The sequence below is a fragment of the Methylibium sp. genome (genome assembly GCF_031393925.1).
Lineage (GTDB): Bacteria > Pseudomonadota > Gammaproteobacteria > Burkholderiales > Burkholderiaceae_C > Methylibium.
This window is the reverse complement of the sequence record NZ_JANMWL010000118.1, coordinates 1-26,920: the sequence shown is the minus strand read 5'-3', so window position 1 is coordinate 26,920 and position 26,920 is coordinate 1. Positions and strand designations below refer to the sequence as shown.

24 protein-coding genes and 4 pseudogenes are annotated in these 26,920 nt (G+C 67.5%); 15 read left to right on the top strand and 13 right to left on the bottom strand.

Going from position 1 to position 26,920, the window contains the following annotated elements:
• From RMO12_RS06930 to RMO12_RS06915, 4 genes and pseudogenes are all read left to right on the top strand, one after another.
• Positions 1-198 (top strand): annotated as a pseudogene (locus tag RMO12_RS06930) (hypothetical protein); the annotation flags it as partial.
• Positions 199-287: 89 nt separating this feature from the next.
• Complete coding sequence (locus tag RMO12_RS06925; RefSeq protein WP_309638721.1) at positions 288-1,568, top strand: TolC family protein; 1,281 nt, start codon at positions 288-290, stop codon at positions 1,566-1,568.
• A gap of 20 nt (positions 1,569-1,588) precedes the next feature.
• Positions 1,589-3,232, top strand: coding sequence for an efflux RND transporter periplasmic adaptor subunit (locus RMO12_RS06920; RefSeq protein ID WP_309638720.1), 1,644 nt, complete (start codon positions 1,589-1,591; stop codon positions 3,230-3,232).
• A complete protein-coding gene (locus RMO12_RS06915) occupies positions 3,229-6,579 on the top strand; it encodes an efflux RND transporter permease subunit (RefSeq protein ID WP_309638719.1) in 3,351 nt (1,116 codons plus the stop codon). The genes RMO12_RS06920 and RMO12_RS06915 overlap by 4 nt, the downstream gene beginning before the upstream one ends.
• A gap of 103 nt (positions 6,580-6,682) precedes the next feature.
• On the opposite strand, the gene RMO12_RS06910 is transcribed toward RMO12_RS06915, so the two are convergent.
• From RMO12_RS06910 to RMO12_RS06900, 3 genes are read right to left on the bottom strand one after another with little or no spacing between them, the layout of a single operon-like run.
• The gene (locus RMO12_RS06910) at positions 6,683-6,895 is read right to left on the bottom strand and encodes a GDCCVxC domain-containing (seleno)protein (protein WP_309638718.1); all 213 of its coding nucleotides are present in this window, start codon (positions 6,893-6,895) and stop codon (positions 6,683-6,685) included.
• 20 nt (positions 6,896-6,915) lie between these two features.
• On the bottom strand, positions 6,916-8,028 hold the full coding sequence (locus RMO12_RS06905; protein ID WP_309638717.1) for a YbdK family carboxylate-amine ligase: 1,113 nt from the start codon (positions 8,026-8,028) through the stop codon (positions 6,916-6,918).
• Positions 8,029-8,032: 4 nt separating this feature from the next.
• Positions 8,033-9,277 (bottom strand): cation:proton antiporter, encoded by a 1,245-nt coding sequence (locus RMO12_RS06900; protein ID WP_309638716.1) that lies wholly within the window; start codon positions 9,275-9,277, stop codon positions 8,033-8,035.
• Between the two features lie 180 nt (positions 9,278-9,457).
• Between RMO12_RS06900 and htpG the strand changes: the two genes are divergently transcribed.
• The gene (htpG, locus tag RMO12_RS06895) at positions 9,458-11,335 is read left to right on the top strand and encodes a molecular chaperone HtpG (RefSeq protein ID WP_309638715.1); all 1,878 of its coding nucleotides are present in this window, start codon (positions 9,458-9,460) and stop codon (positions 11,333-11,335) included.
• A gap of 48 nt (positions 11,336-11,383) precedes the next feature.
• On the opposite strand, the pseudogene RMO12_RS06890 reads toward htpG, so the two are convergent.
• The 4 genes and pseudogenes from RMO12_RS06890 to RMO12_RS06875 form a co-directional block, all read right to left on the bottom strand.
• Positions 11,384-11,473, bottom strand: a pseudogene (locus RMO12_RS06890) (FxDxF family PEP-CTERM protein); the annotation flags it as partial.
• Between the two features lie 697 nt (positions 11,474-12,170).
• Positions 12,171-13,187 carry a serine/threonine protein kinase gene (locus RMO12_RS06885; RefSeq protein ID WP_309624488.1) on the bottom strand — a complete coding sequence of 339 codons (1,017 nt, stop codon included), beginning with the start codon at positions 13,185-13,187 and terminating at the stop codon, positions 12,171-12,173.
• 48 nt (positions 13,188-13,235) lie between these two features.
• Positions 13,236-13,958 carry a hypothetical protein gene (locus RMO12_RS06880; protein WP_309638714.1) on the bottom strand — a complete coding sequence of 241 codons (723 nt, stop codon included), beginning with the start codon at positions 13,956-13,958 and terminating at the stop codon, positions 13,236-13,238.
• 117 nt (positions 13,959-14,075) lie between these two features.
• Positions 14,076-14,783, bottom strand: coding sequence for a GNAT family N-acetyltransferase (locus RMO12_RS06875; protein WP_309638713.1), 708 nt, complete (start codon positions 14,781-14,783; stop codon positions 14,076-14,078).
• A 240-nt stretch (positions 14,784-15,023) separates the two neighbouring features.
• Here RMO12_RS06875 and rplM point away from each other — a divergent pair, with 240 nt between their 5' ends.
• From rplM to erpA, 5 genes are all read left to right on the top strand, one after another.
• On the top strand, positions 15,024-15,452 hold the full coding sequence (gene rplM, locus RMO12_RS06870) for a 50S ribosomal protein L13 (RefSeq protein ID WP_309624485.1): 429 nt from the start codon (positions 15,024-15,026) through the stop codon (positions 15,450-15,452).
• Positions 15,453-15,462: 10 nt separating this feature from the next.
• The gene (gene rpsI / locus RMO12_RS06865; RefSeq protein ID WP_309624484.1) at positions 15,463-15,855 is read left to right on the top strand and encodes a 30S ribosomal protein S9; all 393 of its coding nucleotides are present in this window, start codon (positions 15,463-15,465) and stop codon (positions 15,853-15,855) included.
• A gap of 164 nt (positions 15,856-16,019) precedes the next feature.
• Positions 16,020-16,748, top strand: a complete 729-nt coding sequence (locus tag RMO12_RS06860; protein WP_309638712.1) for a DUF6776 family protein — start codon at positions 16,020-16,022, stop codon at positions 16,746-16,748.
• Positions 16,749-16,799: 51 nt separating this feature from the next.
• Positions 16,800-17,252 (top strand): polymer-forming cytoskeletal protein, encoded by a 453-nt coding sequence (locus tag RMO12_RS06855; RefSeq protein ID WP_309638711.1) that lies wholly within the window; start codon positions 16,800-16,802, stop codon positions 17,250-17,252.
• The gene (gene erpA / locus RMO12_RS06850; protein WP_309638710.1) at positions 17,249-17,614 is read left to right on the top strand and encodes an iron-sulfur cluster insertion protein ErpA; all 366 of its coding nucleotides are present in this window, start codon (positions 17,249-17,251) and stop codon (positions 17,612-17,614) included. The genes RMO12_RS06855 and erpA overlap by 4 nt, the downstream gene beginning before the upstream one ends.
• A gap of 85 nt (positions 17,615-17,699) precedes the next feature.
• Here the strand turns inward: erpA and RMO12_RS06845 are convergent, their stop codons facing one another.
• Together RMO12_RS06845 and RMO12_RS06840 are read right to left on the bottom strand one after the other, a co-directional pair.
• A complete protein-coding gene (locus tag RMO12_RS06845; RefSeq protein WP_309638709.1) occupies positions 17,700-18,821 on the bottom strand; it encodes an anhydro-N-acetylmuramic acid kinase in 1,122 nt (373 codons plus the stop codon).
• Between the two features lie 99 nt (positions 18,822-18,920).
• Positions 18,921-20,174 (bottom strand): peptidoglycan DD-metalloendopeptidase family protein, encoded by a 1,254-nt coding sequence (locus tag RMO12_RS06840; protein ID WP_309638708.1) that lies wholly within the window; start codon positions 20,172-20,174, stop codon positions 18,921-18,923.
• A gap of 314 nt (positions 20,175-20,488) precedes the next feature.
• Here RMO12_RS06840 and tyrS point away from each other — a divergent pair, with 314 nt between their 5' ends.
• The 5 genes and pseudogenes from tyrS to RMO12_RS06820 all read left to right on the top strand — a co-directional run bounded on the left by tyrS (position 20,489) and on the right by RMO12_RS06820 (position 23,822).
• Positions 20,489-21,733 carry a tyrosine--tRNA ligase gene (gene tyrS / locus RMO12_RS06835; protein WP_309638707.1) on the top strand — a complete coding sequence of 415 codons (1,245 nt, stop codon included), beginning with the start codon at positions 20,489-20,491 and terminating at the stop codon, positions 21,731-21,733.
• A gap of 45 nt (positions 21,734-21,778) precedes the next feature.
• The gene (locus tag RMO12_RS06830; RefSeq protein ID WP_309638706.1) at positions 21,779-22,669 is read left to right on the top strand and encodes a cation diffusion facilitator family transporter; all 891 of its coding nucleotides are present in this window, start codon (positions 21,779-21,781) and stop codon (positions 22,667-22,669) included.
• A gap of 39 nt (positions 22,670-22,708) precedes the next feature.
• Positions 22,709-22,984 (top strand): annotated as a pseudogene (locus RMO12_RS15955) (D-aminoacyl-tRNA deacylase); the annotation flags it as partial.
• A gap of 41 nt (positions 22,985-23,025) precedes the next feature.
• Positions 23,026-23,208: a hypothetical protein gene (locus tag RMO12_RS06825; RefSeq protein ID WP_309624490.1), complete on the top strand. Its 183-nt coding sequence runs from the start codon at positions 23,026-23,028 to the stop codon at positions 23,206-23,208.
• Positions 23,205-23,822 (top strand): hypothetical protein, encoded by a 618-nt coding sequence (locus RMO12_RS06820; RefSeq protein ID WP_309624476.1) that lies wholly within the window; start codon positions 23,205-23,207, stop codon positions 23,820-23,822. Before RMO12_RS06825 ends, RMO12_RS06820 begins: the two co-directional genes overlap by 4 nt.
• A gap of 48 nt (positions 23,823-23,870) precedes the next feature.
• Here the strand turns inward: RMO12_RS06820 and RMO12_RS06815 are convergent, their stop codons facing one another.
• The 4 genes and pseudogenes from RMO12_RS06815 to RMO12_RS06800 all read right to left on the bottom strand — a co-directional run.
• Positions 23,871-24,839 (bottom strand): tripartite tricarboxylate transporter substrate-binding protein, encoded by a 969-nt coding sequence (locus RMO12_RS06815; RefSeq protein WP_309638705.1) that lies wholly within the window; start codon positions 24,837-24,839, stop codon positions 23,871-23,873.
• 282 nt (positions 24,840-25,121) lie between these two features.
• Positions 25,122-26,387: an AMP-binding protein gene (locus tag RMO12_RS06810; protein WP_309638704.1), complete on the bottom strand. Its 1,266-nt coding sequence runs from the start codon at positions 26,385-26,387 to the stop codon at positions 25,122-25,124.
• Positions 26,380-26,673, bottom strand: coding sequence for a hypothetical protein (locus tag RMO12_RS06805; RefSeq protein WP_309626970.1), 294 nt, complete (start codon positions 26,671-26,673; stop codon positions 26,380-26,382). Before RMO12_RS06805 ends, RMO12_RS06810 begins: the two co-directional genes overlap by 8 nt.
• Positions 26,674-26,691: 18 nt before the next feature.
• A pseudogene (locus tag RMO12_RS06800) lies at positions 26,692-26,920 on the bottom strand (ABC transporter ATP-binding protein); the annotation flags it as partial.

The following is a 26,920-nucleotide window of genomic DNA, read 5'->3' as shown; positions in this document are numbered from 1 at the left end:
CATTGCCGCTTCGGCGAGCAGAGTGCCGAGCATGCGAGTGCGCCGCTGCCGGGTGACGCGGTATTGGCGATGCTGTACGCCGTGCCGCGGCCGAGCGAGGCGGTGGCGCGCGTTGAAATTTTGGCGGCGCGCGAGTGGGCGCTCGCCGCGCCACCACCTCCGCCGCACACCGTGCTGCATTGCTGCAGGCGAGTTTGATCTTCTAGACGCTGCACGCGCCGCGTCGCCGCCTTGCGCGGTGATGCACGCCGGCTCCGGCCGGCCCCGCTCGTCCGTCAGGAGATTCCATGTTCATCGTTTCGCCCTTGGGGCGCGCCGCCCGTTTGCTGGCGCTGTGCGGCGCCGCGCTGGCTGCCTCGCCGCCGGTTCATGCCGAGCCCGCGCTCGCCTTCGACGAGGCGCTGCTGCTCGCCCAGGCGCGCTCGCAGCAACTGCCCGCGCAGGACGCCGCCGCCAACGCCGCGCGCGAGCTGGCGGTGGCCGCCGGCACGCGGCCCGACCCGACCTTGAAGGCGGGGCTGAACAACCTGCCGAGCGACGGCCCCGACCGCTACAGCGTCACGCGCGACTTCATGACCATGCGCTCGATCGGCGTGGCGCAGGAGTTCACGCGAACCGCCAAGCGCCAGGCGCGCGCCGCACGCTACGGGCGCGAGGCCGAGGTGGCCGAGGCCGGCCGTTCCCTGGCGATTGCCAGGCTGCAGCGCGACACCGCGATCGCCTGGCTGGATCGCCACCACCAGCAGCGCCTGGTCGACCTGCTGCGCGCGCAGCGCGGCGAGGCGGCGTTGCAGATCGAGGCGGCAGACGCCGCCTACCGAGGCGGCCGCGGCACGCAGGCGGACGCCTTGGCCGCGCGCGCCGCGCTCGCCCAGATGGACGACCGCATCGACCAGGCCGAGCGCGAACTCGCCACCGCGACGACGCGGCTCGCGCGCTGGATCGGTGACGCGCCGGCCGCCCGAACGCTCGCCGCGCCACCCGCCACCGACACGGTGCAGGTGCATGGTCGCGAGGAGCTGGAGCGCGTCATCGACCGCCACCCGGAACTCGCGGTGATGGTCGGGCAGGAGCAGGTCGCCCAGGCCGAGGCCGAGGTCGCGCGCAGCGAGCAGCGCGCGGATTGGAGCGCCGAGGTGATGTTCAGCCAGCGCGGCCCGTCTTACTCGAACATGGTGTCGATCAACGTCTCGATCCCCTTGCAGCTCGACCAAAAGAACCGCCAGCAGCGCGAGCTGTCCGCTCGTCTTTCGGTCGTCGAGCAAAGGCGCGCCGAGCGCGAGGAGGCCACGCGCGAACACCTGGCCGACATCAAGGCCTGGCTGCAGCAGTGGCAGAGCAACCGCGAGCGCCTGGCCCGCTATGAGAGGACGCTGCTGCCGCTCGCCGCCGAGCGCAAGCGCGCGGCGCTCTCGGCCTACCAAGGCGGGCCGGGGGCGCTGGCGGCCGTGCTGGAGGCGCGTCGCGCCGAGATCGACGTGCGCATGGAGCGCGTGCGGCTCGAGGCGGAGACGGGGCGCCTTTGGGCGCAACTCACCTACCTGATCCCCTTGGACGCAGGCCGTTGAGCCTGGCGATGGAGCCCACGATGCAAACCAACAAAAAATTACTGATCGGCGTGATCGCCGCGGCGCTGCTGGCCGGTGCGGGTTATGGCCTGTACAGGCTGGGCGTGCAGCGCGCTGCGCCAGTCGCCGCGACCGGCGGCACGGCGGCCACGGCGCCGATGACGAGCGGCTCACCCCAGACCGCCGCCGTGCCCCAGACCATTGCCGAAGGCGAGGCCGCCACGCGCCGCCACATCGAACAAGGCCTGAAGGCCGGGCAGGTCGACCCCAAGACCGGCCAGCCGATCCTCTATTACCAGGACCCGATGGTGCCGGGGAAGCGCTTCGACTCTCCGGCCAAGTCGCCCTTCATGGACATGATGTTGGTGCCGGTCTATGGCGGCGCCGGGGCCGACGCGAGCCAGGTCACCGTGAGCCCGCGCATCCAGCAGAACCTGGGCGTGCGCACCGCGCTCGTCACCGAGGGCATGCTGTCGCCGCAGGTGTCGGCCGTCGGCAGCATTGCCTGGAACGAGCGCGACCAGTTCGTGCTGCAGGCGCGCGCCATGGGCTATGTGGAAAAGCTGCATGTGCACGCCACGCTCGACCGTGTGGCCAAGGGCCAGCCGATCGCCGAGCTTTACGTGCCCGACTGGGTGGCGGCGCAGGAGGAGTTTCTTTCGCTGCGGCGCTCGGCCGTGCGCGACGACTCACTGGTCGCGGCGGCGCGCCAGCGCATGCGGCTGGTCGGCATGAGCGAGGGGCAGATCGCCGAGGTCGAGCGCGCCGGTGTGCTGCGCCCGCGCCTGACGCTGAGCGCGCCCGCGGCCGGCGTGGTGAGCGAGCTGGCGGTGCGCGAGGGTATGACGGTCGCGCCCGGTGCGCTGCTGGCGCGCATCAACGGCCTGGCCACCGTGTGGGCGGTGGCCGAGGTGCCGGAGGCGCAGGCCGCGCTGCTGCGACCGGGCACGCGCGTGGAGGCCAGGAGCCCGGGCGCGCCGGGCACGGTGTTTCGCGGCACGGTGCAGGCGGTGTTGCCGGAGGTGAGCGCGGCCACGCGCACGATCAAGGCCAGGGTCGAGCTGGACAACCCCGGTTATCGACTGGTGCCGGGCATGTTTGCCACCATGCAGTTCATCGACCAGCGCGAGGAGAAAGCGCTGCTGGTGCCCACCGAAGCCTTGATCCAGACCGGCAAGCGCACCGTGGTGCTGCTGGCCGAGGAGGGCGGGCGCTTCACGCCGGTGGAGGTGGAGGCGGGGTTGGAATCGGGCGGGCAGAGCGAGGTGCGGCGCGGGCTCACGGCGGGGCAGCGGGTGGTGGTGTCCGCGCAGTTCCTGATCGATTCGGAAGCGAGCCTGAAGGGCGTGGAAGCGCGCCTGAATGACGCCCCGAAGCCGGGCGCCGCTAACACGGCCGAGCGCCACCGCGGCACGGCGCGCATCGAAGCCATTGGCCGCGACAGCTTCAGCTTGAGCCACGGCGCCATCGCCAGCATCAAGTGGGCCGCGATGACGATGGACTTCAAGGCGCCGCCGGCCAAGGACATACCGCGCGGGCTGGAGCCGGGCGATCGCGTCGACTTCGAGTTCTACCTGGACGCGCAGCAGGGGCCGCAGCTCACCTTCCTGACGCTGCTGCCACCCGACAGCCCGGCCGCCGAGGCCTCGGGAGCCCGGCCGTGATCGCCGCGCTGATCCGCTGGTCGATCGTCAACCGAATGCTGGTGCTGCTGGCGACCGTGGGCGTCACGGCCTGGGGCGTGTGGTCGCTGGCGCGCACGCCGCTCGATGCGCTGCCGGATCTGTCGGACGTGCAGGTGATCATCCGCACGCCCTACCCGGGCCAGGCGCCGCGCATCGTCGAGGACCAGGTGACCTACCCGCTCACCACCACCATGCTGTCGGTGCCGGGTGCGAAGGTGGTGCGCGGTTATTCCTTCTTCGGCGACTCCTTCGTCTACGTGCTGTTCGAGGACGGCACCGACCTCTACTGGGCGCGCTCGCGCGTGCTCGAATATTTGAACCAGGTGCAATCGCGCCTGCCCGCAGCTGCAAAACCCGCGCTCGGGCCCGACGCCACGGGGGTGGGCTGGATCTACCAGTACGCGCTGGTGGACCGCAGCGGCCAGATGGACGCCGGCCAGTTGCGCGCGTTGCAGGACTGGTTCCTCAAGTACGAGCTCAAGACCGTGCCCAATGTCGCCGAGGTCGCCTCGGTGGGCGGCATGGTGCGCCAGTACCAGGTGGTGCTCGATCCCGACAAGCTGGCGGCCTACAACATCCCGCACGGCAGGGTGATCGAGGCGATCCGGCGCGCCAACCAGGAGGCCGGCGGCTCGGTGCTCGAGCTCGGCGAGGCCGAGTACGTGGTGCGCGCATCGGGGCTGCTGGCGTCGCTGGACGACTTTCGCAAGATTCCGCTCGCCGCCACCGATGCGGGCGTGAGCGTGCGGTTGGCCGACGTGGCGCGCATCCAGGTCGGCCCGGAGATGCGGCGCGGCATCGGCGAGCTCGACGGCGAGGGCGAGGCGACTGGCGGCGTGATCGTGATGCGCTCGGGCAAGAACGCGCTCGAGACGATCGCCGCCGTCAAGGCCAAGATCGCCTCGCTGCAGGCGAGCCTGCCCAAGGGCGTGGAGATCGTGCCGACCTACGACCGCTCGGGGCTGATCGAGCGCGCGGTTGCCAACCTGAGCCGCAAGCTGGTCGAGGAGTTCATCGTCGTGGCGCTGGTGTGCTTCGCGTTCCTGTTCCACCTGCGCTCGGCGCTGGTGGCGATCGTCTCGCTGCCGCTGGGCGTGCTGGTGAGCTTCATCGTCATGCACTACCAGGGGGTGAACGCGAACGTGATGTCGCTCGGGGGCATTGCGATTGCGGTCGGCGCGATGGTGGATGCGGCGGTGGTGATGATCGAGAACGCGCACAAGCACCTGGAGCGGTGGCACCGCGACCACGCGGTCACCGGCAGCGCCGTACAGCCCCTTCCCCCCCTGGGGGAAGGTTGGGAAGGGGGACAGCCGGAACCGACCGCTGCGGTGGCCCCTCACCCAGCCGCTTCCCAGAGGGGAGAGGAGCAATCAAGGCCCCGCGCGGCCGCTGCGATGGCTCACCCCAACCCTCTACCCTCGCGGGGAGAGGGAGCAATGCCAAGCAATGCCGAGCACTGGCGGATCATCGGCAACGCGGCCACCGAAGTCGGCCCCGCCTTGTTCTTCTCGCTCTTGATCATCACCCTCAGCTTCATCCCGGTGTTCACGCTCGAGGCCCAGGAGGGGCGCCTGTTCTCGCCGCTGGCGTTCACCAAGTCCTATGCGATGGCGGCTTCGGCAGGCCTTGCGGTGACCCTGGTGCCGGTGCTGATGGGCTATTTGATCCGCGGCCGCATTCCCGACGAGCGCCGCAACCCGCTCAACCGCTGGCTGATCGCGCTCTACCGGCCGCTGCTCGACGGCGTGCTGGCATGGCCGCGCACGACCTTGGCGGTGGCCGTGCTGCTGCTGGCGAGCACCTGGTGGCCGATCAGCAGAATAGGCGGCGAATTCATGCCACCGCTCGACGAGGGCGACCTGCTCTACATGCCGACCGCGCTGCCGGGTCTGTCGGCCGGCAAGGCGGCTCAGTTGCTGCAGCAGACCGACCGGCTGATCCGCACCGTGCCCGAGGTGGCTTCGGTCTACGGCAAGGCCGGCCGCGCCGAGACCGCCACCGACCCGGCGCCGCTGGAGATGTTCGAAACCACCATCCAGTTCAAACCCAAGAGCGAATGGCGCGCCGGCATGACGCAGGACCGACTCGTGGACGAGCTCGACCGCATCGTCAAGGTGCCGGGCCTGTCCAACATCTGGGTACCGCCGATCAGGAACCGCATCGACATGCTGGCCACCGGCATCAAGAGCCCGGTGGGCGTGAAGGTGGCGGGCGCCGACCTGGCCGAGATCGACCGCATCGCCGGCGAGATCGAGCGCGTGCTCAAGGGCGTGCCCGGCGTGAGCAGTGCGCTGGCCGAGCGTCTCACCGGCGGTCGCTATGTGGACGTGACGATCAACCGCGACGCCGCGGCACGCTACGGCATGAACATCGCCGACGTGCAGTCGGTCGTGAGCACCGCGGTCGGAGGCGACAACGTCGGCGAGACCATCGAGGGCCGGCAGCGCTTCCCGATCAACGTGCGCTACCCGCGCGAGACGCGCGATTCGCTCGACAAGCTGAGGCGCCTGCCGATCCTGACCGAACGGGGTGCGCGCATCACCCTGGCGGACCTGGCCGAGGTGCGCATCAGCGACGGGCCGCCGATGCTGCGCAGCGAGAACGCGCGCCTGTCGGGCTGGGTGTATGTAGACATCCGCGGGCGCGACCTCAAATCAGCGGTGCTCGACATGCAGCGGGCGGTGGCGCAGCAGGTCAGGCTTTCGCCCGGCTATTCGGTGTCGTGGTCGGGGCAGTTCGAGTTTCTCGAACGCGCCACCGCGAAACTCAAGCTGGTGGTGCCGTTCACCTTGCTCATCATCTTCGTGCTGCTCTACCTGACCTTCAGGCGCTGGGGCGAGGCGCTGCTGCTGATGGCGACCCTGCCGTTCGCACTGATCGGCGGCTTCTGGCTGCTGTACTTGCTGGGCTACAACCTGAGCGTGGCCGGCGCCATCGGCTTCATTGCGCTGGCGGGCGTGGCGGCGGAGTTCGGCGTGATCATGCTGCTGTACCTCAAGCAGGCCTGGGAGGTGCGAACGGCGCGCGGCGAAACCGGCGACGCCGATTTGCTGGCGGCGATCCGTGAGGGCGCGGTGCTGCGCGTGCGGCCCAAGGCGATGACGGTGGCGGTGATCATCGCCGGCCTCGTGCCGATCATGTTCGGCGGCGGTACCGGCTCGGAGGTGATGCAGCGCATTGCGGCGCCGATGGTCGGCGGCATGGTGACCGCGCCGCTGCTGTCGATGTTCGTGGTGCCGGCGGCGTACTTGATGATGAGGCGGCGGCGCGTCGCCGCGAAGAAAACGCTCACCCCAAGCCTCTCTCGGAGGGAGAGGGAGTAATGCCGCAAGAAGGCCGCGAATCCCTCACCCCGACCCTCTCCCAGAGGCAGAGGAAGTCAGGCCCGCGACCGTCTCGGTTGGCCCTGGAAACTCTCAGAGGCAGTCAGCCGCAACAGCCCCGCTCCTGCTGCACCGGCGGGCATTTGATCGAGCCGAACGAGCAATAGACGCAGCAGTCGCCGGCCTTGGGGCTCAGCAGCAGCTTGCACCGCTCGCACTCGTAGAAAAACTGGCAGGCGTCGGTCGGCATGGTTTCGCGCTTGGCGTGGCCGCAGTGCGGGCAGGTGAGCACGGAGTCGAGGATCGTTGCGTGCATGGTGTGGCCCGCCATCGCCATCAATCGCCCCAGCGCCGCGCGGCGCTTTCGACCACGGCGGCCAAGGGCAGGGCGTCGGCTCGCTGCGCGCGCAGCCATCGCGCGTCGTTGCCGTCGAACAGCGAGTCGCGCAGCAACTGCGTGGCGTCGAGCGCTTCGAGGTCGAGCGCGTGTTCGTCCAGCCGCACGAGGGTGCGCAGGATGTCGTCGCGCAGGCGCGAACGCTGCTTGGTCTTGGGGTCGACGATCTCGCCGTCCAGCCCGAAGCGGCAGGCCTGGAAGCGGTTGAAGGTGTAGACGAGGTAGTCGTCCTCGCTCGGCTCGAAGGGACGCTCTTCGCGCAGGTGGCGGCAGATGCATTGCAGGTAGCAGGCCAGCGCCGCGGCCTTGTCGACGGTGAGCGGTGTGTCGCACACGCGCAGCTCGATGGTGCCGAACTCGGGCTTGGGACGGATGTCCCAGTAGAAGTCCTTCATCGACTGGACCACACCGGTGGCCGTCATCTTGTCGAAGTAGCCACCGAACTCCTGCCAGCCAAGCACGAAGGGCGCACGGCCCGACAGCGGAAACGCGAACACGGAATTGAGCCGCGCCGAGTCGAAGCCGGTGTCCTGGCCCTGCACATAGGGCGACGAGGCCGACAGCGCAATGAAGTGCGGCACGTAGCGTGACAGCGCATGCAGCAGCCACAGCGCCTGGTCGCCGTCGGGGCAGCCGACGTGGACATGCTGGCCGAACACGGTGAACTGCTTGGCGAGGTAACCGTAGAGCTCGCTGATGTAGCGAAAGCGCTCGCCCGGATAAATCTGCTGCTCGCTCCAGTGCTGGTAGGGGTGCGTGCCACCGCCAGCGATGGCGATGTTGAGCTTGCGCGCGGCGCTGGAGAGCTGGTCGCGCATGTCGCGCAACTCGGCGCGCAGCGGGCCATGGCGGCGCTGGATGGAGCTGCCGATCTCGATCATGCTGCGCGTGATCTCGGGCTTGATGTCCCAGGCGCCGCCGTGCCGGGCGGTCTCGCGCAGCAGATCCTCGGCCTGTGGGGCAAGGTCGAAGTCGTGGGTGGAGAGCAACTGCAGCTCGAGCTCCACGCCCAGGGTGAGCGGCTCGGACGGGGTGAAATCCTGCAAGGCCATGGCGTCAATTCCGGGTCGGTATTTCCTGGGCCACGTGGCGCAGCGCGACGAGCGCCCACACCGGGCCGCTGAACTGCATCAGGGTGACCGCGATGAGCAGCGCCTGCAGCACGCCGGCATCGACCAGCGGCGCGTCGGCGGGCCAGCCGTAGGTGCTGGCGCCCAGCAGCAGCGCCGACTGCGCCATCGGTTGCAAGGCCAGCACGAGGCCGAACGCCTGGCGCCAACCCAGGCCGCTGGGTCGGGCCAGCGCGGCCACGGCGATGCCCTTGCCGACCATGCGCGCGACGATGATCGCCAGCACCCAGGGCCACAAGCCCAGCAGGTTCTCCACCGTGCTGACCAGCCCCAGGCTCACGAACAGCAGCACGGTCAGTGACGCGCCGGCCGTGCCCAGCTGCGGCTCGATGGTGAGGCCGTGGCCCATGCGCTCGCGCGCCACCACGCCTGCCACCAGCAGCGCGAGCAGCGACGACAGCGTCCATTGCGTTGCCAGCAGCGCGCCAAGCACGAGCAGGCCGATCTGCAGCACCGCGCTCGCCATGGTGCGACGCATCGGCCGCGACAGATAGGTCAAGGCCAGGCCGAGCACGGCGCCGAGGAGGAAGGAGCCGCACAGCACGTACACGGCGTTGGCGAGCGCGGGCAGCCATTCGGCGCGGATCGGCGCGTCGGCCGTGGCGATGACGCGCCAGGCTTTGAGCGCCAACACCGCGAACACGCTGTTGAGCGCGGTCATCATCAACAGGCGCTCGGTGACCTGGCCGCGTGGCTGCCACTCGTGCATGGCCGACATGGTGATGACCGGCGAGGTCGCCATGGCCACCGCACCCGCCAGCGCAGCCGACATCGGTGCGGCGCCCAGCACGATGAGCGAGCCGGTGACGGCGGCAGCCGCGAACAGGGCTTCGGCCAGGCTTTGCAGCGCGAGCGCCGGGTTATCGAACAGCCAGCGCGGGCGGATGCGCGCGCCCAGCTCGAACACCAGCACTCCCACCGCAAGGTCGAGCAGCGGCTTCCACGGGTCGAGGTCGGTGCGTTCGAGCAGGCGCAGGGCCAGCGGGCTTGCGATCACGCCGACCAGCATGTGGCCGCAGGCGCGCGGCAGGCGCGTCCAGCGGCGCACCGCCTCGCCGGCCACGACGGCGATGATGATGAGCAGGGCGATGCCCAGCACCGGGTCGGCGCCGCGCAGGCCTTCGAGGGTCCACAGCGGGGCGCTGCTCAGGGACGGGTCGGACATCGGCATGGGTCGCAGGTCTCTCGAAACGCTGCGCGCCGAGCGCGGCAGCCGGTGAGCGTTCTTGCTTCAGGCCGGGTCGAGGGTCTTGAAACGCCCGCGGTCGGCCTCACAATTCCGGCCGGTGATCGAGCGCCCCCGCTGCGCCGCCGCCAACTCGCTCTTCTTCAACGCATCCCGAGTCAGCCCATGACCAAGCAGACCCTGTCTTTCCAGGCCGAGGTGCAGCAGCTGCTGCACCTGGTGACCCATTCGCTCTACTCTAACAAGGAGATTTTCCTTCGCGAATTGATCTCCAATGCCTCGGACGCCTGCGACAAGCTGCGCTTCGAGGCGCTCCACGACGCGGCACTGTACGAGGACCAGTCGACACTCGAAGTTCGCGTGGCCTTCGACAAGGAAGCCCGCACCATCACCATCAGCGACAACGGCATTGGCATGTCCGCCGAAGAGGCGATTGCCAACCTGGGCACCATCGCCAAGAGCGGCACGCGCGAGTTCGTCGGCAAGCTCTCGGGCGAACAGGCCCGGGACACGCAACTGATCGGGCAGTTCGGCGTGGGTTTTTACAGCGGCTACATCGTGGCCGACCGCATTTCGGTGGAGTCGCGCCGCGCTGGCCTGAGCGTCGAGCACGGCGTGCGCTGGAGCAGCGAGGGCAGCGGCGACTTCGAGGTGGAAACCATCGAGCGTGTTCAGCGCGGCACCGAGGTGACCTTGCATCTGCGCGAAGGCGAAGAGGAGTTCCTGAGCGCCTGGAAGCTCAAGTCCGTCATTGGCCGCTACTCCGACCACATCTCGCTGCCGATACTGATGCGCGGTGAGGAGTGGGACAGCGAAAAAGGCGCGTACCTCGCCAAGGACGCGTGGGAGACGGTGAACAAGGCCGCGGCGCTGTGGACGCGCTCCAAGAGCGACATCACCGATGCCGAGTACAAGGCCTTCTACGAGCAGCTCGCCCACGACAGTACGCCGCCGCTGGCCTACACGCACAACCGGGTCGAAGGCCGCAGCGAATACACGCAGTTGCTTTATCTGCCCGCCAAGGCGCCGCACGACCTGTGGAATCGTGAGCAGCAAGGCGGCATCAAGCTCTACGTCAAGCGCGTCTTCATCATGGACGACGCCAAGGCGCTGATGCCGAGCTACCTTCGTTTCGTCAAGGGCATCATCGATTCGAGCGACCTGCCGCTCAATGTGTCGCGCGAGCTGCTGCAGGAAAACCGCGACGTGAAGGCGATCCGCGAGGGTTCGACCAAGCGCGTGCTCTCCATGCTGGAAGACCTGGCCAACAGCGACGACGCCAGCAAGAGGGAACAGTACGCCACGGTCTGGCGCGAGTTCGGCGCGGCGCTCAAGGAGGGTGTGGGCGAGGACCGCGCGAACAGCGAGCGGCTGGCAAAGCTCTTGCGCTTCGCGTCGACGCAGGCCGATGCAGGCGTCTCCTTGCCCGATTACATCGGCCGCATGAAGGAAGGCCAGGACGCCATCTACTACATCACCGCCGACAGCCTGGCGGCCGCGCGCCACAGTCCGCAGCTCGAACTGTTTGGCAAAAAGGGCATCGAGGTGCTGCTGCTAGCCGACCGCGTCGACGAGTGGATGCTCGCGCATCTCTTCGAGTTCGAGGGAAAGCAGCTGCAGAGCGTGGCCAAGGGCGCCGTCAACCTGGGCAGCTTGCAGGACGAGGGTGAAAAGCAGCTGGCCGAAGCCGCGGCCGCGGCGTTCAAGCCGGTGCTTGATCGGCTGAAGGAAACACTCAAGGACCGCGCCAAGGACGTGCGCGTGACCACGCGGCTAGTCGATTCACCAGCTTGTCTCGTTGCCGAGGAGGGCGACATGAGCGGACACCTCGCTCGCCTGCTCAAGCAAGCCGGACAGGCGGCCCCCGACAGCCTGCCCATTCTCGAAGTCAACACACAGCACGCGCTGGTGAAACGGCTCGAAGGCGGCGAGCGCTTCGATGACCTGGCCCGGGTTCTGTTCGACCAGGCGGTGCTGGCCGAGGGCGGGCAATTGGATGACCCTGCTGCCTACGTGCGCCGGGTCAACGGCTTGCTCGTTTGACGCGGTCGAGCCGGGTATGAAAAAGCCGGCGCGCGGGCCGGCTTTGGAGCGGCGGCGGCGCGCCACGAAGCCCAGCACGCCGAGGCCCGCGAGCATCAGCGCGTAGGTGCTGGGTTCGGGGACGGGTGAGACGCTCAGGCGCACGACCATGTCGTCGAAGTCCGCGTCGCCGCGGAAGCTGTCGTTGTAGCCCAGCAGGTATTCGCTTGCGCCGGACAACGACAGATTGCTGCCCAGGATGACGAACGAGGGGTTGGTGGCCGCAGTGAAGCTCGAGGCTTGCGCGTTGGTGGCAGTGCCACCGGCGTGACCGTCGTTGAAACTGAAGTCGAGCGCACCGCCCTCGTTCACGACGCCGACGATTGCGCTGCCGGCGCTTTCGGTCGCCGTACCGAAGCGGCCGAAAAATTGCGCGAAAAGACTGGTGTCGTAGCCCGATTCGCTGCCGACGAAGGAGTAGGTCACGGTGGCGGAACCGCTCACGGAGATCTGCCCGAAAGTGCCGGATGTGAAGCTCGGCAGCGAGGCCCAGAACGGATCGAACAAGCCGACGAAGTCGACGGTGCTGACGGCCGGCGAGTGCTCGGTGCTCAGCGTCTTAGCAGTGGTCCCGAGGGCCAGCACAGCGGTCGCCAGCCCGAATAAGAATCGTTTCATGATGCTTCCCAGTGAAGACATCGACAACACACAAGGACCTTGGGTCCGATGCAGCGTATTGAATCGACTCACCACCGTTCTTGTTACCCCGCAGGCGGGGAGATTCACCACCGAACGAACACCGCCGCGCCAGCGTTACAGCGAGCACACGAGGCTCGCTGTGGGTCGCGCGCGCGTGCTACGGCGCGCTCATCGCGTCGATCTGCGTGAGCAGGTACTGCGTCTGCTCGGCCCAGTAGCTCGGCGAGCCGAACCACGGGAACGCGATCGGAAAGGCGGGGTCGTCAAAGCGCTCGGCGAGCCACGCGCCGTGGTGAATCATGCGCAGTGTTCGCAGGGGTTCGATCAACAGCAGTTCGCGTCGATCGAAGTCGCAAAAATCCTCGTAGCCTTCGAGCAGCACGGCTATTTGTCGGCGCGCTTCGAAGGCTTCGCCCGAAAGCAGCATCCACAAGTCCTGCACAGCCGGCGCCGTGGTGGCGTCATCGAGGTCCACGCAATGCGGGCCTTGCGGCGTCCACAGCAGGTTGCCTGGGTGGCAGTCACCATGCACGCGGATGCGTCGCACGTCGGCCATCGCATCAAAGCGTTCCTGCGCGATGTCGAGCGCGCGTTGCGAGGCCTTGGCCCAGCTGGCGCTCGCGCTGGAAGCAACGCGGTTGTGCTGCAGCAGCCATTCGCGCGGCGCCCGCCCGAGCGTCATGACGTTGAGCGGCCGGCGCTCGTGGAAATGACCCTGTCTTGCGACGGCGTGCATGCGACCGATGAAGCGGCCAATGCGCGTCAAGGTGTCGACATCATCGAGATCGGGCGCACGGCCGGCGCGCCGTGGCGCCACCGCGTAGCGCAGCAAGCCGTCGCGCGCGAGTGTGGGTGGGTCGCCAAGACATTGCAGCGTTGCGCCCGTGCGGGGCGTGTCGAGGACGAGCGGCGCGACCACCGGCACCTCTGCTCGTTCCAGCTCGAGCGCAAAGCCGTGCTCTTCGAGGATTTGTGCGTCGCTCCAGCGGCCCGGACGGTAGAACTTGGCGACCACCGTGGAGCCGTCTTCCAGCGCCACCTGGAAGACGCGGTTCTCATACGAATTCAGTTGCATCAGCCGGCCGTCGCCGTGCAGTCCGACGTTTGCCAGCGCATCGAGCACGGCGTGCGGCGTCAGGTCGGCAAATGGTTGAGACGGATTGGCGTCGCTCATGGCGCGATGCTCGCACGGCCGGCATGGCCGGCCGTGCGAGTGGCGGGCTCAGCGGCGGGAATTCGCAGTGGCCGTGGCCGCGTCGTCGGCCGCGGCAAGCGGCGCGAACTCGCTCGACGGCGCCCCGTCAAGACGGCTGTCGGGCGCGAAGAACGAGTCTTGTGGGTAGCCGGAATCGGCCCAGCGTGCGCTGCGTTCGGCGCGCCGTGTGCGCACCGTGTCAGACAGCGTGCTGCGCGCCTGGTGAAATCCAGGGGGCGAGTTAATCGGGGCGGGGCGCGAAGCGGTTCCCTGTTGCCGCAGCAGCAATTGAAGATCACCGACGGGCGGCAGGTTCTCGGCGCGGCAGGACAGGTAACGGATCCGGCATGCTTCCAGCACTGCTTGCTTAATGCGGGTACCGCGACGCGAGGGACCGCGCTCGGGTTCTAGGTCCACGACCGCCAACACGCGCCCGTTGGCGCTGCAAACTGCAAAACTCACATGGTAAGGGCGCAGGAAGTCGAACCAATAGCGCACTTTCTGCGGATCGCGTGGCTGGCACAGGCGCACCAGTGGTAGCTTGGCGAGAACGATGTGCTGCGGAAGCGCCTCTCGCAGCAGGCGCAGGGTGCGACGCTCGTCGGCGTTGAGGGCAGGTCGTGCCATAAGTGCCCACTCGGTTGGCAACGGCGCTCGTTGCAGGCGCGTGGACGACCGCCGCCCGAGCGCAAAAGTTGCGCCGGCAGCAGCGCAGCCGAGCAACAGGAACAACCAGTGGAGACTTGTCATGAGGGGGTTAAACCGCGCCGCCAGCGAACTTGCCAGACGGAGTGGTGATGGATGCTAGCCGGGGCAACGACCTCTCAAGCCCCTTACTTGAGTGTGGCAATGCCTCCCTCGACTGCCTCATTTGAAGGCAGAGTGCGCCGTCTTGGCAATTTTTTCACGAACTTGCCCAACCGCCTCGATCAACTGCTCGAGCTTGATCGCGTGACGCTTGTATTGGTAGTTCACTTCGGCGGCTTGCGTCTCCATCATTTGCCCGAGCTGGCTTGCTACGGTGTCGGCGGGCAGCCTCAACCAAGCCTTCGATTCGGTGCCGTCACGCTCGAGCGTCGCGCCGGCCTTTCGCGCAATTGACAGCATGGCCGTGTTCTCGCTCAGGGCTTGGATGTACAACTGCTCGGTGCCGCGATTGCGGGCGTGTATCACCGCGTGCTCGAACAGCCGCGCACCGTAGCCGCGACCACGGGCGTGCGGCAGCACTGACACACCAAACTCGGCCAGGGCCGGACGTGTGGCGAATTGCGGCGCGGCCTCGTAAGCCAAATGCGCCACTGCGATCAATTCAAGCCGGCGGTTGAAGATGCCGAAGAGCTCATCGTGCTCGAAATCGATTCCCAAGACGTAGTGTGCGATCTGCTGATCGCTGGCCGCATAGCCGAAGCGCAGATAGCGATCCTGCGGCGGCAGTGCAAGCAGATGGGCGGTGATCGGCTGCCGGTGGCGGCGCGTCAAGGAGCGGATCGGAACCCAGGACGCCACGGCGTCCCGAGGCGAAGGCGACCCGACAGACGAGATGGGCACCTGAATGTCGTCGTCAAGTGAATGCATGCTCATATCTGGGGTTTACCCGAATTTTAGGCAAACCGTAGAGTCGCTCGTCAAGAAGGGGCATCCGCGTGGGTTCGTAGCGCTGGCTTGCTCCGTTGCCGCCAAGAGACCAACAACCTTATACTCTTCCTCTTTCCCGCATTCGGCTCCGGGAACCGGTCACGCCTGAGAGGCCTCGCTCCACACAAGAGGCACCGACCGCGTCGACCACGAGAAGAGCCAGTCTCCACCAGGACCCTCATGAAAACCTTCAGCGCCAAGCCGGCCGAAGTGACGCACGAGTGGTTTGTGATTGACGCGACCGACAAGGTTCTCGGCAGGGTTGCCAGCGAAGTGGCCCTCCGTCTGCGTGGCAAACACAAGCCCATCTACACGCCTCACGTCGACACCGGCGATTTCATCGTCATCGTCAATGCCGAAAAGCTCCGGGTGACCGGCAACAAGGCCAACGACAAGGTGTATTACCGCCATTCGGGTTACCCGGGCGGGATCTACGCGACCAAGTTCAAGGACATGCAGGCCAAGCATCCTGGCCGCGCACTGGAGAAGGCCGTCAAAGGCATGCTTCCCAAAGGTCCGCTGGGCTACGCGATGATCAAGAAGCTGAAGGTCTATGCTGGTGCCACGCACCCGCACACCGCTCAGCAGCCCAAGACGTTGGCGATTTGAGGGAGACGCGATGATTGGCAATTGGAATTACGGGACCGGGCGGCGCAAGTCGTCGGTGGCGCGCGTCTTCATGAAGAAGGGCAGCGGCCAAATCACGGTCAACGGCAAATCGGTCGAGCAGTATTTCGGCCGACAGACTTCGATCATGATCGTCAAGCAGCCGTTGTTCCTCACGAACAACGTCGAAGCGTTCGACATCAAGGTCAACGTCCACGGCGGCGGCGAGTCGGGTCAGGCCGGGGCCGTGCGCCACGGCGTGACACGGGCACTGATCGACTACGACGCGGCGCTCAAGCCCGAATTGAGCCGCGCCGGTTTCGTGACGCGCGACGCTCGCGAGGTTGAGCGCAAGAAGGTCGGTCTGCACGGTGCGCGTCGCCGCAAGCAGTTCAGCAAGCGCTGATCGCCGGCTCGCTGCGGCGGCTCGTCGCTGCCGTGCGTACCGTGCAAAAAGGCCGCCTTCGGGCGGCTTTTTCGTTTCGCTGCGGACATTGATCTCGGTTGCACATTGGCGGGTTCGGCGTGGGAACGCCTGCCTAGAATCAGTTTTCAATTTCTGGTTCACCCATGCGTTGGAAGCTGTTGCGCCGCCGTCTGTCGATCAGTGCCCCCCGAATGATCGTGCGCAGCCGCGTGCCTTGGCCGCTGCGATGGGCAGTGTGGGCTCTTGCGCTCGGGTTTTCTGCCGCGCTAGCCCTGTGGGCTTTAGAGCTGGGCAAGGACCTAGCGGGCATCGACCGAGTGCTGCACGACTCGGGACGATCGGGCCGCACCGGCTCGAGCCAGGACGCAGGACCCAACGACCAACTGCGCAGCGAACGCGACAAGGCTCAAAGCATCGCCAACACGGCCGAGAGCATGCTCAAGACAGAACGAACGACGCAAGAGCGGCTGCTTGGCCAGATCAAGGTGCTCGAGGCGCAGAACATGGCGCTCAAGGGCGATCTCGGATTCTTCGAACGCCTGTTGCCGATGGGCGGCAAGGACAGCATCTTCGTGCGCGGCCTGCAGGCACAAATCGTTAGCACCGGCCAGCTCCGCTTTCAGCTGCTGGTCATGCAGCCGGGCAAGACGCCTGCTGAATTTAGAGGCCGCTACGAGCTGACCTTGCAAGGTCAGCTTGACGGGAAGTCGTGGTCGCAGGCTCTGCCGCAGGGCCGAGCGCTGCAGTTCCGGCAGCACCAACGGGTCGAGGGCATGCTCGAGTTCCCTGCCCCGGTCGTGCTGCAGGGCGTGCAGGTCCGCGTGGTCGACGCGCAAGGAGGCGTACGCGCGAGCCAGGAACTTCGTCTTTGAACAGGTTCAGGGGCAGCTCATCAAGCTGCGTCGTCGTTGGAGGGAAGCAAGATGTTTGGAGCAAAGAAACAGCCGCCAATTCGCACGTTGGTTGGTGAGGGCACGGTGATCGAGGGCGAAATTCGCTTTACCGAGGGCCTGCGCATCGACGGCAGGGTGCTGGGCAACGTAATCGCCCTTGGCGACGAGCGCAATCTGCTTGTCATCGGCGAAAAGGCCAGCATTGCCGGCAAGGTCCGAGCCGGCCACGTGATCGTCAATGGCGAGATCAGGGGCCCGGTCGAGTCCGATGAGTTGCTCGAATTGCAACCCAAGGCACACATCGAAGGCAATGTCCGCTATGAACGCCTCGAAATGCACCAGGGAGCGCAGGTTCACGGCGAACTGCGGCCCTTGAGTGCCGAAGACAAACCCACACTCAGACTGGCAGTGAATGCGGGAACAGCCGCGCTCGGTCACAATACGAAGGCGGTCAACGATCGCCAATCCCAGGAGTCATCATGAGTGCCGTCGCAGAAAACATCGCTACCGAAATGCCTGCCCCGATCGTCTTCACCGACAGTGCGGCCGGCAAGGTCAAGCAGCTGGTCGATGAGGAAGGCAACCCCGAGCTGAAGCTGCGCGTGTTCGTGCAGGGCGGCGGTTGCTCGGGATTCCAGTACGGCTTTACCTTCGACGAGATCGTCAACGACGACGACACCAAGATGGAAAAGAACGGCGTCATGCTGTTGATCGACGCCATGAGCCTGCAGTACCTGGCCGGCGCCGAGATCGACTACAAGGAAGACTTGGAAGGCGCCCAGTTCGTCATCAAAAATCCCAACGCGACCAGCACTTGCGGTTGCGGCTCGAGCTTCTCTGCCTGAGTTAAGGGTCTGTGGCAATCGGGCTGCGATGATCTGCTGAACGTGCTCGCATTGCGCAAGGCCGCCCCGGGGCGGCCTTGTCGTTTCAGCGCCTCACTGATGCCGGATACATCGCACCGAGAATGCGCTCGCCGCGAGCGCCGGTCACGAGGGCAAGGTTTCCGGCTTCGCCTCGCACGTGGGCACGCGCCAACCAGGCGAAGGCCGCGGCCTCCACTTGCAATGGGGGAAGCCCCCGCGTCTCGGTCGTCGCGAGCCTGACGCCCGGCAGCGCTTGCGTGAGCCGCCGCATCAACTCAACGTTGAGCGCACCGCCGCCGCACACCAGCAGCTCACATGCGCCCGCCAGATGGCGCTGCACGTCCTGTGCGATCACCTGCGCTGTCAGTTCGCACAGGGTGGCCTGAACGTCCCGCGGCGGTGCTGCCGTCGTCGACGTGGTGACGACCAGTGCTTCGAGCCAAGCCGCATGGAATGCGTCGCGGCCCGTGCTCTTGGGCGGCGGCAACGCAAAGTAGGCATCACGGAGCGCGGAGGCCAAGAGCGCGTAGACGACTTCGCCGCCGCACGCCCATTGCCCACCGGCGTCGAAGGGCTCACCGCGGTGGCGCTGGCACCACAGGTCCATGAGTGCATTGCCCGGGCCGCAGTCGAAGCCGCGCACCTGGCCGTCGGCGTGCAGCAGCGTGAGGTTGCTGATGCCGCCGATGTTGACGATCGCCACGTCTTCCCCGGGACGCCAAAAGCGCGCGGCGTGGAACGCCGGCACCAGCGGCGCGCCTTGGCCGCCGGCAGCCACGTCGCGACTGCGCAGGTCGGCCACGACGTCGATGCCGGTCAGCTCGGCGAGCAGCGCCGGTGCATTGAGCTGCAGCGTGTAGCCCACACCGTCGAACTGGCCGGGACGATGCCGCACGGTCTGGCCGTGCGCGCCGAGGGCGCGCACGGCGCGTCCCTTGCCCAGTGCGCACAGGTCGGCGGTCACGGCAGCGTAGGTCAGGGCCAGCGCGTTCGAAGCGAGCGCCGCACGATGCAGTTCGTTATCACCAGGAAGATTCAAGGCCAGTAGTTCGGCACGCAGCGAGGGGTCGAAAGATCGATGGCGGTGCCCCACGATCTGCAGGTCGTTGCCTTCAAAGTCGACCATGACACCATCGACACCATCGATCGAGGTGCCTGACATCAGTCCGATGTAGAGCTCGCGCATCGACAGGATGCCGGCGTCGCCCGGACTACAGGCCCGCAGTAGCGGGCCGCCCGCAGCGGGCGCGGCCGCCGACGCCGTGGGCCGCCGCGCGGCCGGCCTTCACTCGAAGCGCGCCTCGGAGCCCGACGGCGCGACGGCAAGCTGCGTTCGCGCCGTTTGGGCAAGTTCGCTGAAACGGTTGCGTGAGGCCGGCGCGATCGTCAAGACATCGGACGCGCGAGCGATGGTCATCGGGTCGACGTTCTCGTCACGCACGCGAAATTCAAAATGCAGGTGCGGCCCGGTCGCCCATCCGGTGGCGCCGACCGCCCCGATGCTGTCGCCCTGCTGCAGGCGCTGGCCGCGCCGCGCGTCGATGCGGCTCAGGTGCGCGTAGCGCGTCTCGCGCTCGCCCGCATGCTTGACGATGACGATGTTGCCGTAGCCGTTTTGCCACCCGGCGAACTCGACGACACCCTCGCCGACGGTGCGCACCGGCGCGCCGATCGGCGCGCCGTAGTCGACGCCGAGATGGCGTCGCCAGCTCTGCAGGACGGGGTGAAAGCGCATGGAAAAGCCCGAGGTGACGCGTGAGAACGCCATGGGAGACGCGAGGAACATGCGCGTCTTGCTGCGCCCGTCGAGCCCGAAGTAAGCGCCCTGGGTCTTGCCGCTGACCTGAGTCTGCTGAAACCAGACTGCGTCGTGGGTCTTGCCGCCGTTGATGAACTGCGCCGCCAGCACGCGCCCCGAAGCCTGGTTCCAGGCGACCGGCTCGCCATCGGCGGTGAGCGCCTCGTACAGCACCGTGAAAGTGTCGCCACGCTTGAGGTCGCGGCGAAAGTCGATGTCGGTGGCAAACAGCTCGGCGAGTTGCACCGTCACCGCGTCCGGAAGTCGGGAATCGTCGGCGGCGGCGAACAGCGAACTCTCGATCGTTCCGGAGCCGAGCTTGGTTTGGGTGGCCAGCCGTGCCTGCTCGCTGCGCGCCGTGAGGCCGATCGCATCGCGGCTGATGACCAGGCGCGAGAAGTGGGTCGAGAACTGTTCGGCCGCTGCGGCGGGCGAGCGCGCGACCAGTTCCTTGAGGTGGCCACCTTCAGTGATGGCCTGCACCATCTTGCCGGCGCGTCCCTCGAAGAGCGTGCGCGCAAGCGTGTCGCGGCGCAGGAAAGCGGCCGCCTCGGGATCGTCGATGCCCAGGCGCGCCAGCAGGGCGTCGGCGGTGTCGCTGTTGCGGGTCAAGTCGCTGCGGTAAAGCGCCAGGGTCTGTGTTTCGAGCGCTTGCAACTGGGCGTCGAGTGGCTGTGTCGTGACGCTTTGGGTCAGCACGCGGCGCGGCAGCTTGGCGGCGTCGGGGGCCAACGGTGCCACGCCGAACGCCGTGACGGCGGTACCCAGAAGGAGCGTGACGACGACGGAAGTCAGGCGGCGCGGGTGGCGCCTGAGAATGTCGTCAATTTGGAGCAGAGCGTTTTTCAGGGGAGCGACGGAGTTCAATGCCAATGGTTCCGAGTAAGCGCCCGCCAACGCGGACGCAGGCTTGGCGGCTGCGCTATCGACTGGTGCGGCGGGCAGCGAATAAGGCGATGGATCCGGGGCGTCCTCTAGAATGCCGGCCACACCGCAAACGGGCGATTCTAGCGATGGCCCTTTCGCGGCGGATGTGATAACCCCACAAAAGGCCCATGACCCCTGCCCTGGCTGATCAGACGCACGGCAAGCACCCCGTCACCGACCGCGTCGAGTACGCAATGGCGATCAGCCTGCAGCATTGCGAGGAGCTGCTACCGCAGGCGGAGTGGCTTGCCAAGCTCGCCCGATCGGAAGCAACCGGCGTGCCACTTCGCATCAAGCTCGGCCTGGACCCGACCGCCCCCGACATCCACATCGGACACAGCGTGGTGCTCGACAAGCTGCGCCAGCTGCAGGACCTGGGTCATCAAGTCATCTTCCTGATCGGTGACTTCACGTCGATGATCGGCGACCCGTCCGGCCGTAACGCGACCCGTCCGCCGCTCACGCGCGAGCAAATCGAGGTCAATGCCCAGACCTACACCCGCCAGGCCAGCCTCGTGCTCGACGCGGCGCGCACCGAGATTCGCTACAACTCCGAGTGGAGCGACCCGCTCGGAGCGCGTGGCCTGATCCAATTGGCCTCGCGCTACACCGTGGCGCGCATGCTCGAGCGCGACGATTTCACCAAGCGCTTCAAAGGCAACACGCCGATCTCGGTGCATGAGTTCCTCTACCCGCTGATGCAGGGCTACGACTCGGTGGCGCTCAAGAGTGATCTCGAGATCGGCGGCACCGACCAGAAATTCAACCTGCTGGTCGGACGGCAGCTGCAGGTCGAATATGGACAGGAGCCGCAATGCGTGCTCACCATGCCGCTGCTCGAAGGGCTCGATGGCGTCGAGAAGATGTCCAAGAGCAAGAACAACTACGTCGCCATCACCGAGCCCGCCAACACCATGTTCGGCAAGCTCATGAGCATTTCGGACACGTTGATGTGGCGCTACTTCGAGCTGCTGAGCAAGCGGCCCGCCGAGGCGCTGGCGCGCCTGAAGCGCGAGTGCGAAGGCGGGCGCAATCCGCGCGACGCCAAGGTGATGCTCGCCAAGGAAATCGTCACGCGCTTTCACGGTGCGCGCGCCGCCGACGAGGCGCTGGCCGACTTCCAGCTGCGCGCGCAGGGCGGCATTCCCGAGGGCATTGCAGCCGTCGCGCTGGCCGGGGCGCCGCTGGCGATCGGACAGATGCTCAAACAGGCGGGCCTGGCGCCCTCCACCAGCGAAGCGCTGCGGCTCATCGAGCAGGGCGGCGTGCGCATCGACGGCGCCACGGTGCTCGACAAGGCCTTGAAGCTGACGGCCGGCTCCTTCGTCGTGCAGGTCGGCAAGCGCAAGTTCGCGCGCATCAGCCTGAGCTGATCGCCGCTGCACCGCCCCGGCACGCTCGCGACCGCCGACATCGCGATGCAAGCGCAAGCCCTGCTCAAGCTGTCGATCGTGGTCGCGCTGGCGACGATGGCACTGAAGACCGGCGCGTGGTGGCTCACCGACTCGGTGGGCCTGCTGTCCGACGCGATGGAGTCGCTGGTCAACCTGGCGTCCGCCGCGTTCGGGCTGGCAATGGTGATCGTGGCCGCGCGTCCGCCCGACGCCGATCATCCCTTCGGTCACACCAAGGCGGAGTATTTCGCCAGCGGCTTCGAAGGATTGCTGATCGTCGTGGCGGCGCTGGCCATCGTGTGGGCGGCGTGGCCCCGCTTCTTCGAGCCACGACCCTTGCACAAGATCGGCTGGGGCGTCGCGCTGGTGGCGCTCAGCGCCGTGCTCAACGGGCTGCTCGCGCAGCGCATGCTGCGTGTGGGTCGCGAGGTGCGCTCCATTGCCCTCGAGGCCGACGCGCGCCATCTGTTCACCGATGTCTGGACGTCGGCTGGCGTCGTCGTCGGCGTGCTGCTGGTGCCGGCGACCGGCTGGTTGTGGTTGGACCCGGCGCTGGCCGTCGCAGTGGCGTTGAACATCCTGCGCGAGGGCGGGCGCTTGATGTGGGGCTCGGTGGACGGTCTGATGGACAGCGCCGCTCCCCCCGAGGTCAAGGCGCACATCGAGCGCACGCTGGCGCAGTTTGCGCATGCGGCGATCCGTTTCGACCACATGATCACGCGCCGCGCCGGCCGCCGCCTGTTCGTCGACGTTCATATGCACATGCCCTCCGGCTGGACGCTGGGCCGCGCCGCCGCACTGCGCGCCGATGTCGAGCAGGCGCTGATGAGAGAGGTGCCGGGCCTGCGTGCCTCCATCCAGTTGCTGCCGTTGGAAGTCGAGGCGCATTTCGGCGACGCCGAGGACTTGGTGTGATGGAAACGACTTCCCCGCTCGCGATGTTCGCTGCCCCCCGTGGGGGGCTCGGTCCTCTTCGGGGTGGCCCGGCGGGCGCCGAGGCGGCGCAACCGAGCGTGTGTGCGAGGGGCGCGTCGAAGTCGACGGCACGACAAGCGGCCTGCTGCAGGTGTCGCGGTTCACCCTGGCCCGGGCTTTCCGCGCGCCGCGGCACCACCCGGGGCGCGCCGGCTTTACGATCGGCTGCTGGCACTGGCGTCGGTGCGCCACTCGCTCATGACGGCCGGCCGCTTTGGCTCCGACATGCAGGTGCATCTCATCAACGATGGCCCGGTCACCATTGCGGTGATCGAGCCGCCAGGGCAAGCGAGGCCATGTCGACGAACCGAGTGCTGCTCCAACCGCTGTGCGGTGCAATGTTCGCGTCCGCGCACCGCGGCGCGCTGGCGGTGCCCGACCCCGACGGCGCGCTGCGTTGCTCGCTCTCCCGCTCGATGCAGGCTGCGGCCTTCGTTGCGACATCATTCGAGCATCCATCGGCCGAGGGCCCGTCATGACCGCGTTGCGTCGCCTGCATAACCGCATTGACTATTGGCTCGACCGCAGCAGCTTGCGCGAGCCGCGCGACGGTCTGGAGCGCCTGCCCGGCGGCGGTGTGCCCAGTCTGGCCTCGCATGCATTGGAGCGTGCGGTGCAGGTCGCGCAGCGCCATGACCGCGACGCGCGCCTGAAGCGCGTGGCCGCGCCGCGCGGCGCGGCGGCCGATGGCGCTGCGGCGCAATGGACCTTCCTGTTCGACCTGCCCAAACGACGCGCCAAGCTCACATGCGACTGGTATCTCGATGGCTCCAAGCAGGGCGGTCGCTTCGGGCAAGAATGCCTGGCGTGGCGCGCCACGCCGTTCCCGCCTCCCGACAGCGTGCTGGCGCATGGCATCAAGGAGGGGCGTCTGGCCTACACGCTGGGCGCGCGCGTATGGCGCGAGGAACGCCGCCGCACGCCCGACCTGCCGCTCACGTTTCGCGACTCCGATGCGGTCGTCACCGAGCTGCATGAGCACGGCCTGGGCCTGGGCGATGGCGGCTTTACCTTGCATACCGACGCTGCGGCGCAAGGGCCGGTGTGGGTGGCAGAGACACCGGATCAGGTGCTGCGGCTGCGCTTTCTGTAGTGCGACGGCAGCGGTCACCGCACCGGGGGAGGGGGTCGCCTTGGAGCGTCAGTCGGCGTACTGGCCAGCGGCCTTGATGACGGGGCTCCACTTGGCGATCTCGGACTCGACCCACTTCTTGTGCTCGGCCGGGTTGACGCGGCCGTCGCTCACGATCACCGCGCCGAGCGCCTCTTCGCGCTTGACGAATTCGGCGTCCTTGAGCGCGACCTTGAGGGCCGCATTGAGCTTGTCGATCACCGCCTTGGGCGTGCCCTTGGGTGCGTACAGGCCGTGCCAGATGCTGACGTTGAAGTCCTTCATGCCCGACTCCTGCAAGGTCGGCAGCTTGGCGAGCACCGGCGTGGTCAGTCGCTTGGGCGTGGTGACGGCGTAGGCCTTGACCTTGCCGCCCTCGATCTGTGTGGAGGTGTTGGTGGTCTGGTCGCACATCAGGTCGACCTGGCCACCGATCAGGTCGGTCATGGCCGGGGCCGTGCCCTTGTAGGGCACGGTCGTCATCTCGACCTTGAGCGCACTCTGGAACAGCAGACCGCACAGGTGCGAGGCGGCGCCTAGGCCGGCGTTGGCGAGGTTGATCTTGCCTTTGTTAGCGTCGATCCACTTCATCAGCTCGGCGTAGTTGTTGGCCGGCAGTGTGGGCTTGCCGATCAGGGTCATCGGCACCTCGTTGATCATGCCGAGGTACTCGAAGTCGTCGAGTGTCTTGTATTGCAGGTTGCGGTACAGCGAGGGCGAGGTCGCCATGCCGATGTGGTGCAGCAGCAGCGTGTAGCCGTCGGGCGCGGCCTTGGCCACCTTGGCCGCACCGAGCGTGCCGCCCGCACCGCCGACGTTCTCGATCACGAGTGTGCCGCCGAGCGGCTTGCGCAGCGCCTCGGCCAGGTCGCGCGCGACCTTGTCGGTCGGGCCGCCGGCCGAGAACGGCACGACGATCGTGACCGGCTTGTCGGGGTACTCGGCCAGAGCGCTGGTGAGGGTGAACGCCGCAGCGGCGACGAGGAGAATGCGTTTCATCGGAAGTTCCTGCAGCAGAAAACGATGCACCAGCTCATGCTTGGACGCAGCCCGCCGTCAGCCATGGCGGGAACCACGTCGGGGGTCTACCGGGACCCGCGAGGTCTGGCGCCCCCTTGAACGTGGCGACTGCTCCAACCCGGCAGCCCACCGCTGCACAACGAGCCCGAACCGCCCCCGTTACCTATCAGAGGGCACGCGGCGTGCCGTCTTCGAGCAGACCGGCGCCGATGCCTGCGTGTTTGGCAGAAAAACAACGCCGCGCACCCGGCGCGCGCCCGCTCACTCGTGGCTGCGCGCGTCCTCGATCACCTTGCCGTCATTGGGCAGGCTGCCAGGCGCCAGCAACTCGACTTGGGTGCGCAGCTGGGTCACGTCGCGCACTGTGTGGGCGAGACGCTCGGCCAGGCCTTCTGATGCCGTGGCGACTTCGACGCGCAGCGCCACCACGTCGTTGGCCATCACGCCGCTCACCACCAGTCGTGCGCGCACGATCTCCGGGTAGCGTCGCACGATCTCGGCCACCTGGGCGGGGTGGACGAACATGCCGCGCACCTTGGTCGTCTGGTCGGCGCGGCCCATCCAGCCCTTGATGCGCGGTGCCGTGCGGCCGGTGGGACAGGCGCCGGGCAGCATCGCGCTCAAGTCACCGGTGCCAAAGCGCACGAGCGGGTAGTCGGGATTGAGCGAGGTGACGACGAGCTCGCCGACCTCGCCTTCGGGCAGCACGTCGCCGGTGCCGGGGCGCACGATCTCGACGATCACGCCCTCACCCAGCACCAGGCCTTCGCGCGCCGAAGTTTCATAGGCGATCAGTCCGACATCGGCGGTGGCGTAGCACTGCAGGGCCTCGATGCCGCCTGCGCGGAGCAGCTTGCACAAGGAGGGCGGGAAGGCCTCGCCCGATACCAGCGCCTTGGTGATCGAAAGTGCTCGCCCCGTCTCGGCCGCCTTGTCGAGCAGGATCTTGAGGAAGCTCGGCGTGCCGCAATAGCCCTCGGGGCGCAGCTCGGCGATCGCCTGCAATTGCAGCTCGGTGTTGCCGACGCCGCCCGCAAAGACCGTGCAGCCGAGCGCATGCGCGGCGCTCTCCATCGCCGAGCCGGCGGGCGTGAGGTGGTAGCTGAAGCTGTTGTGCAGCAGGTCGCCCGCGCGCATGCCGGCGGCGAACAGCGCGCGCGCCACGCGCCAATAGTCGGGAGCAGCACCCTCGGGTTCGTAGATCGGACCGGGCGACTGGAACACGCGCCGCGCGCTGCCCGGGCGAGCCAGCGCACGCCAGCCGATCGCACCGAACCCGCCGAGCGCGTCACCGCCCGCCGCGCGCGCGGCCTGCTGGCGCGCCAGCAACTCATGCTTGCGCGTGACCGGCAAGGTGGCGAGCGCGCTGCGGCTGGCGATGCGGGAGGCGTCCACGCCGCGCAGGATGTCGGCGAAGGCCGGGGTGTGTGTTTGCGCGTGCGCCACCTGCTGCGCCAGCGCGGCCATCAGCGTGCGCTCGCGCTCGGCCGGGGCGCGCTGCTCGAGCGCGTCGTAAAACTCACTCATCGCGCTGCTTCCACTGGGCGAACTGGCGCTTGAAGTCTTCGGTGAACTTGCGCACGTCGGCCGCATTCGCGAGCGTCAAGGTCGACCACTGCGGCGAGCGGGCCGGTTGCTTGACGGTGCGCACGCGGATCGTGGCGCCATCGAGCCGCAACTCGACCAGCGGGTCGCCCTTCCACTCGTAGCGCCCGGCGCGCTCTAGCAGGCGCAGGTCGCGCAGGTGGCGACCGAGCATCGCCAGGGCTTCTTCGGCCTTGAAGGGCGGGGAGGTGTTGCTGTCGTCGGTCATGGGGGTCTCCTGCAGCGATCAAGCCAGCCAGCGCTTGCGCCGCTTGTAGCTCTTCGCGTCGCGAAAGTTCTTGCGGTCACCGCCGCCGACGCCGAGGTAGAACTCCTTGACGTCTTCGTTGTTGGCCAGCTCGCGGGCCGCGCCGTCCATGACGATGCGCCCGCTCTCGAGGATGTAGCCGTGGTCGGCGTAGCGCAGCGCCATGTGGGTGTTTTGCTCGGCCAGCAGGAAGGTGACGCCCTCGCGG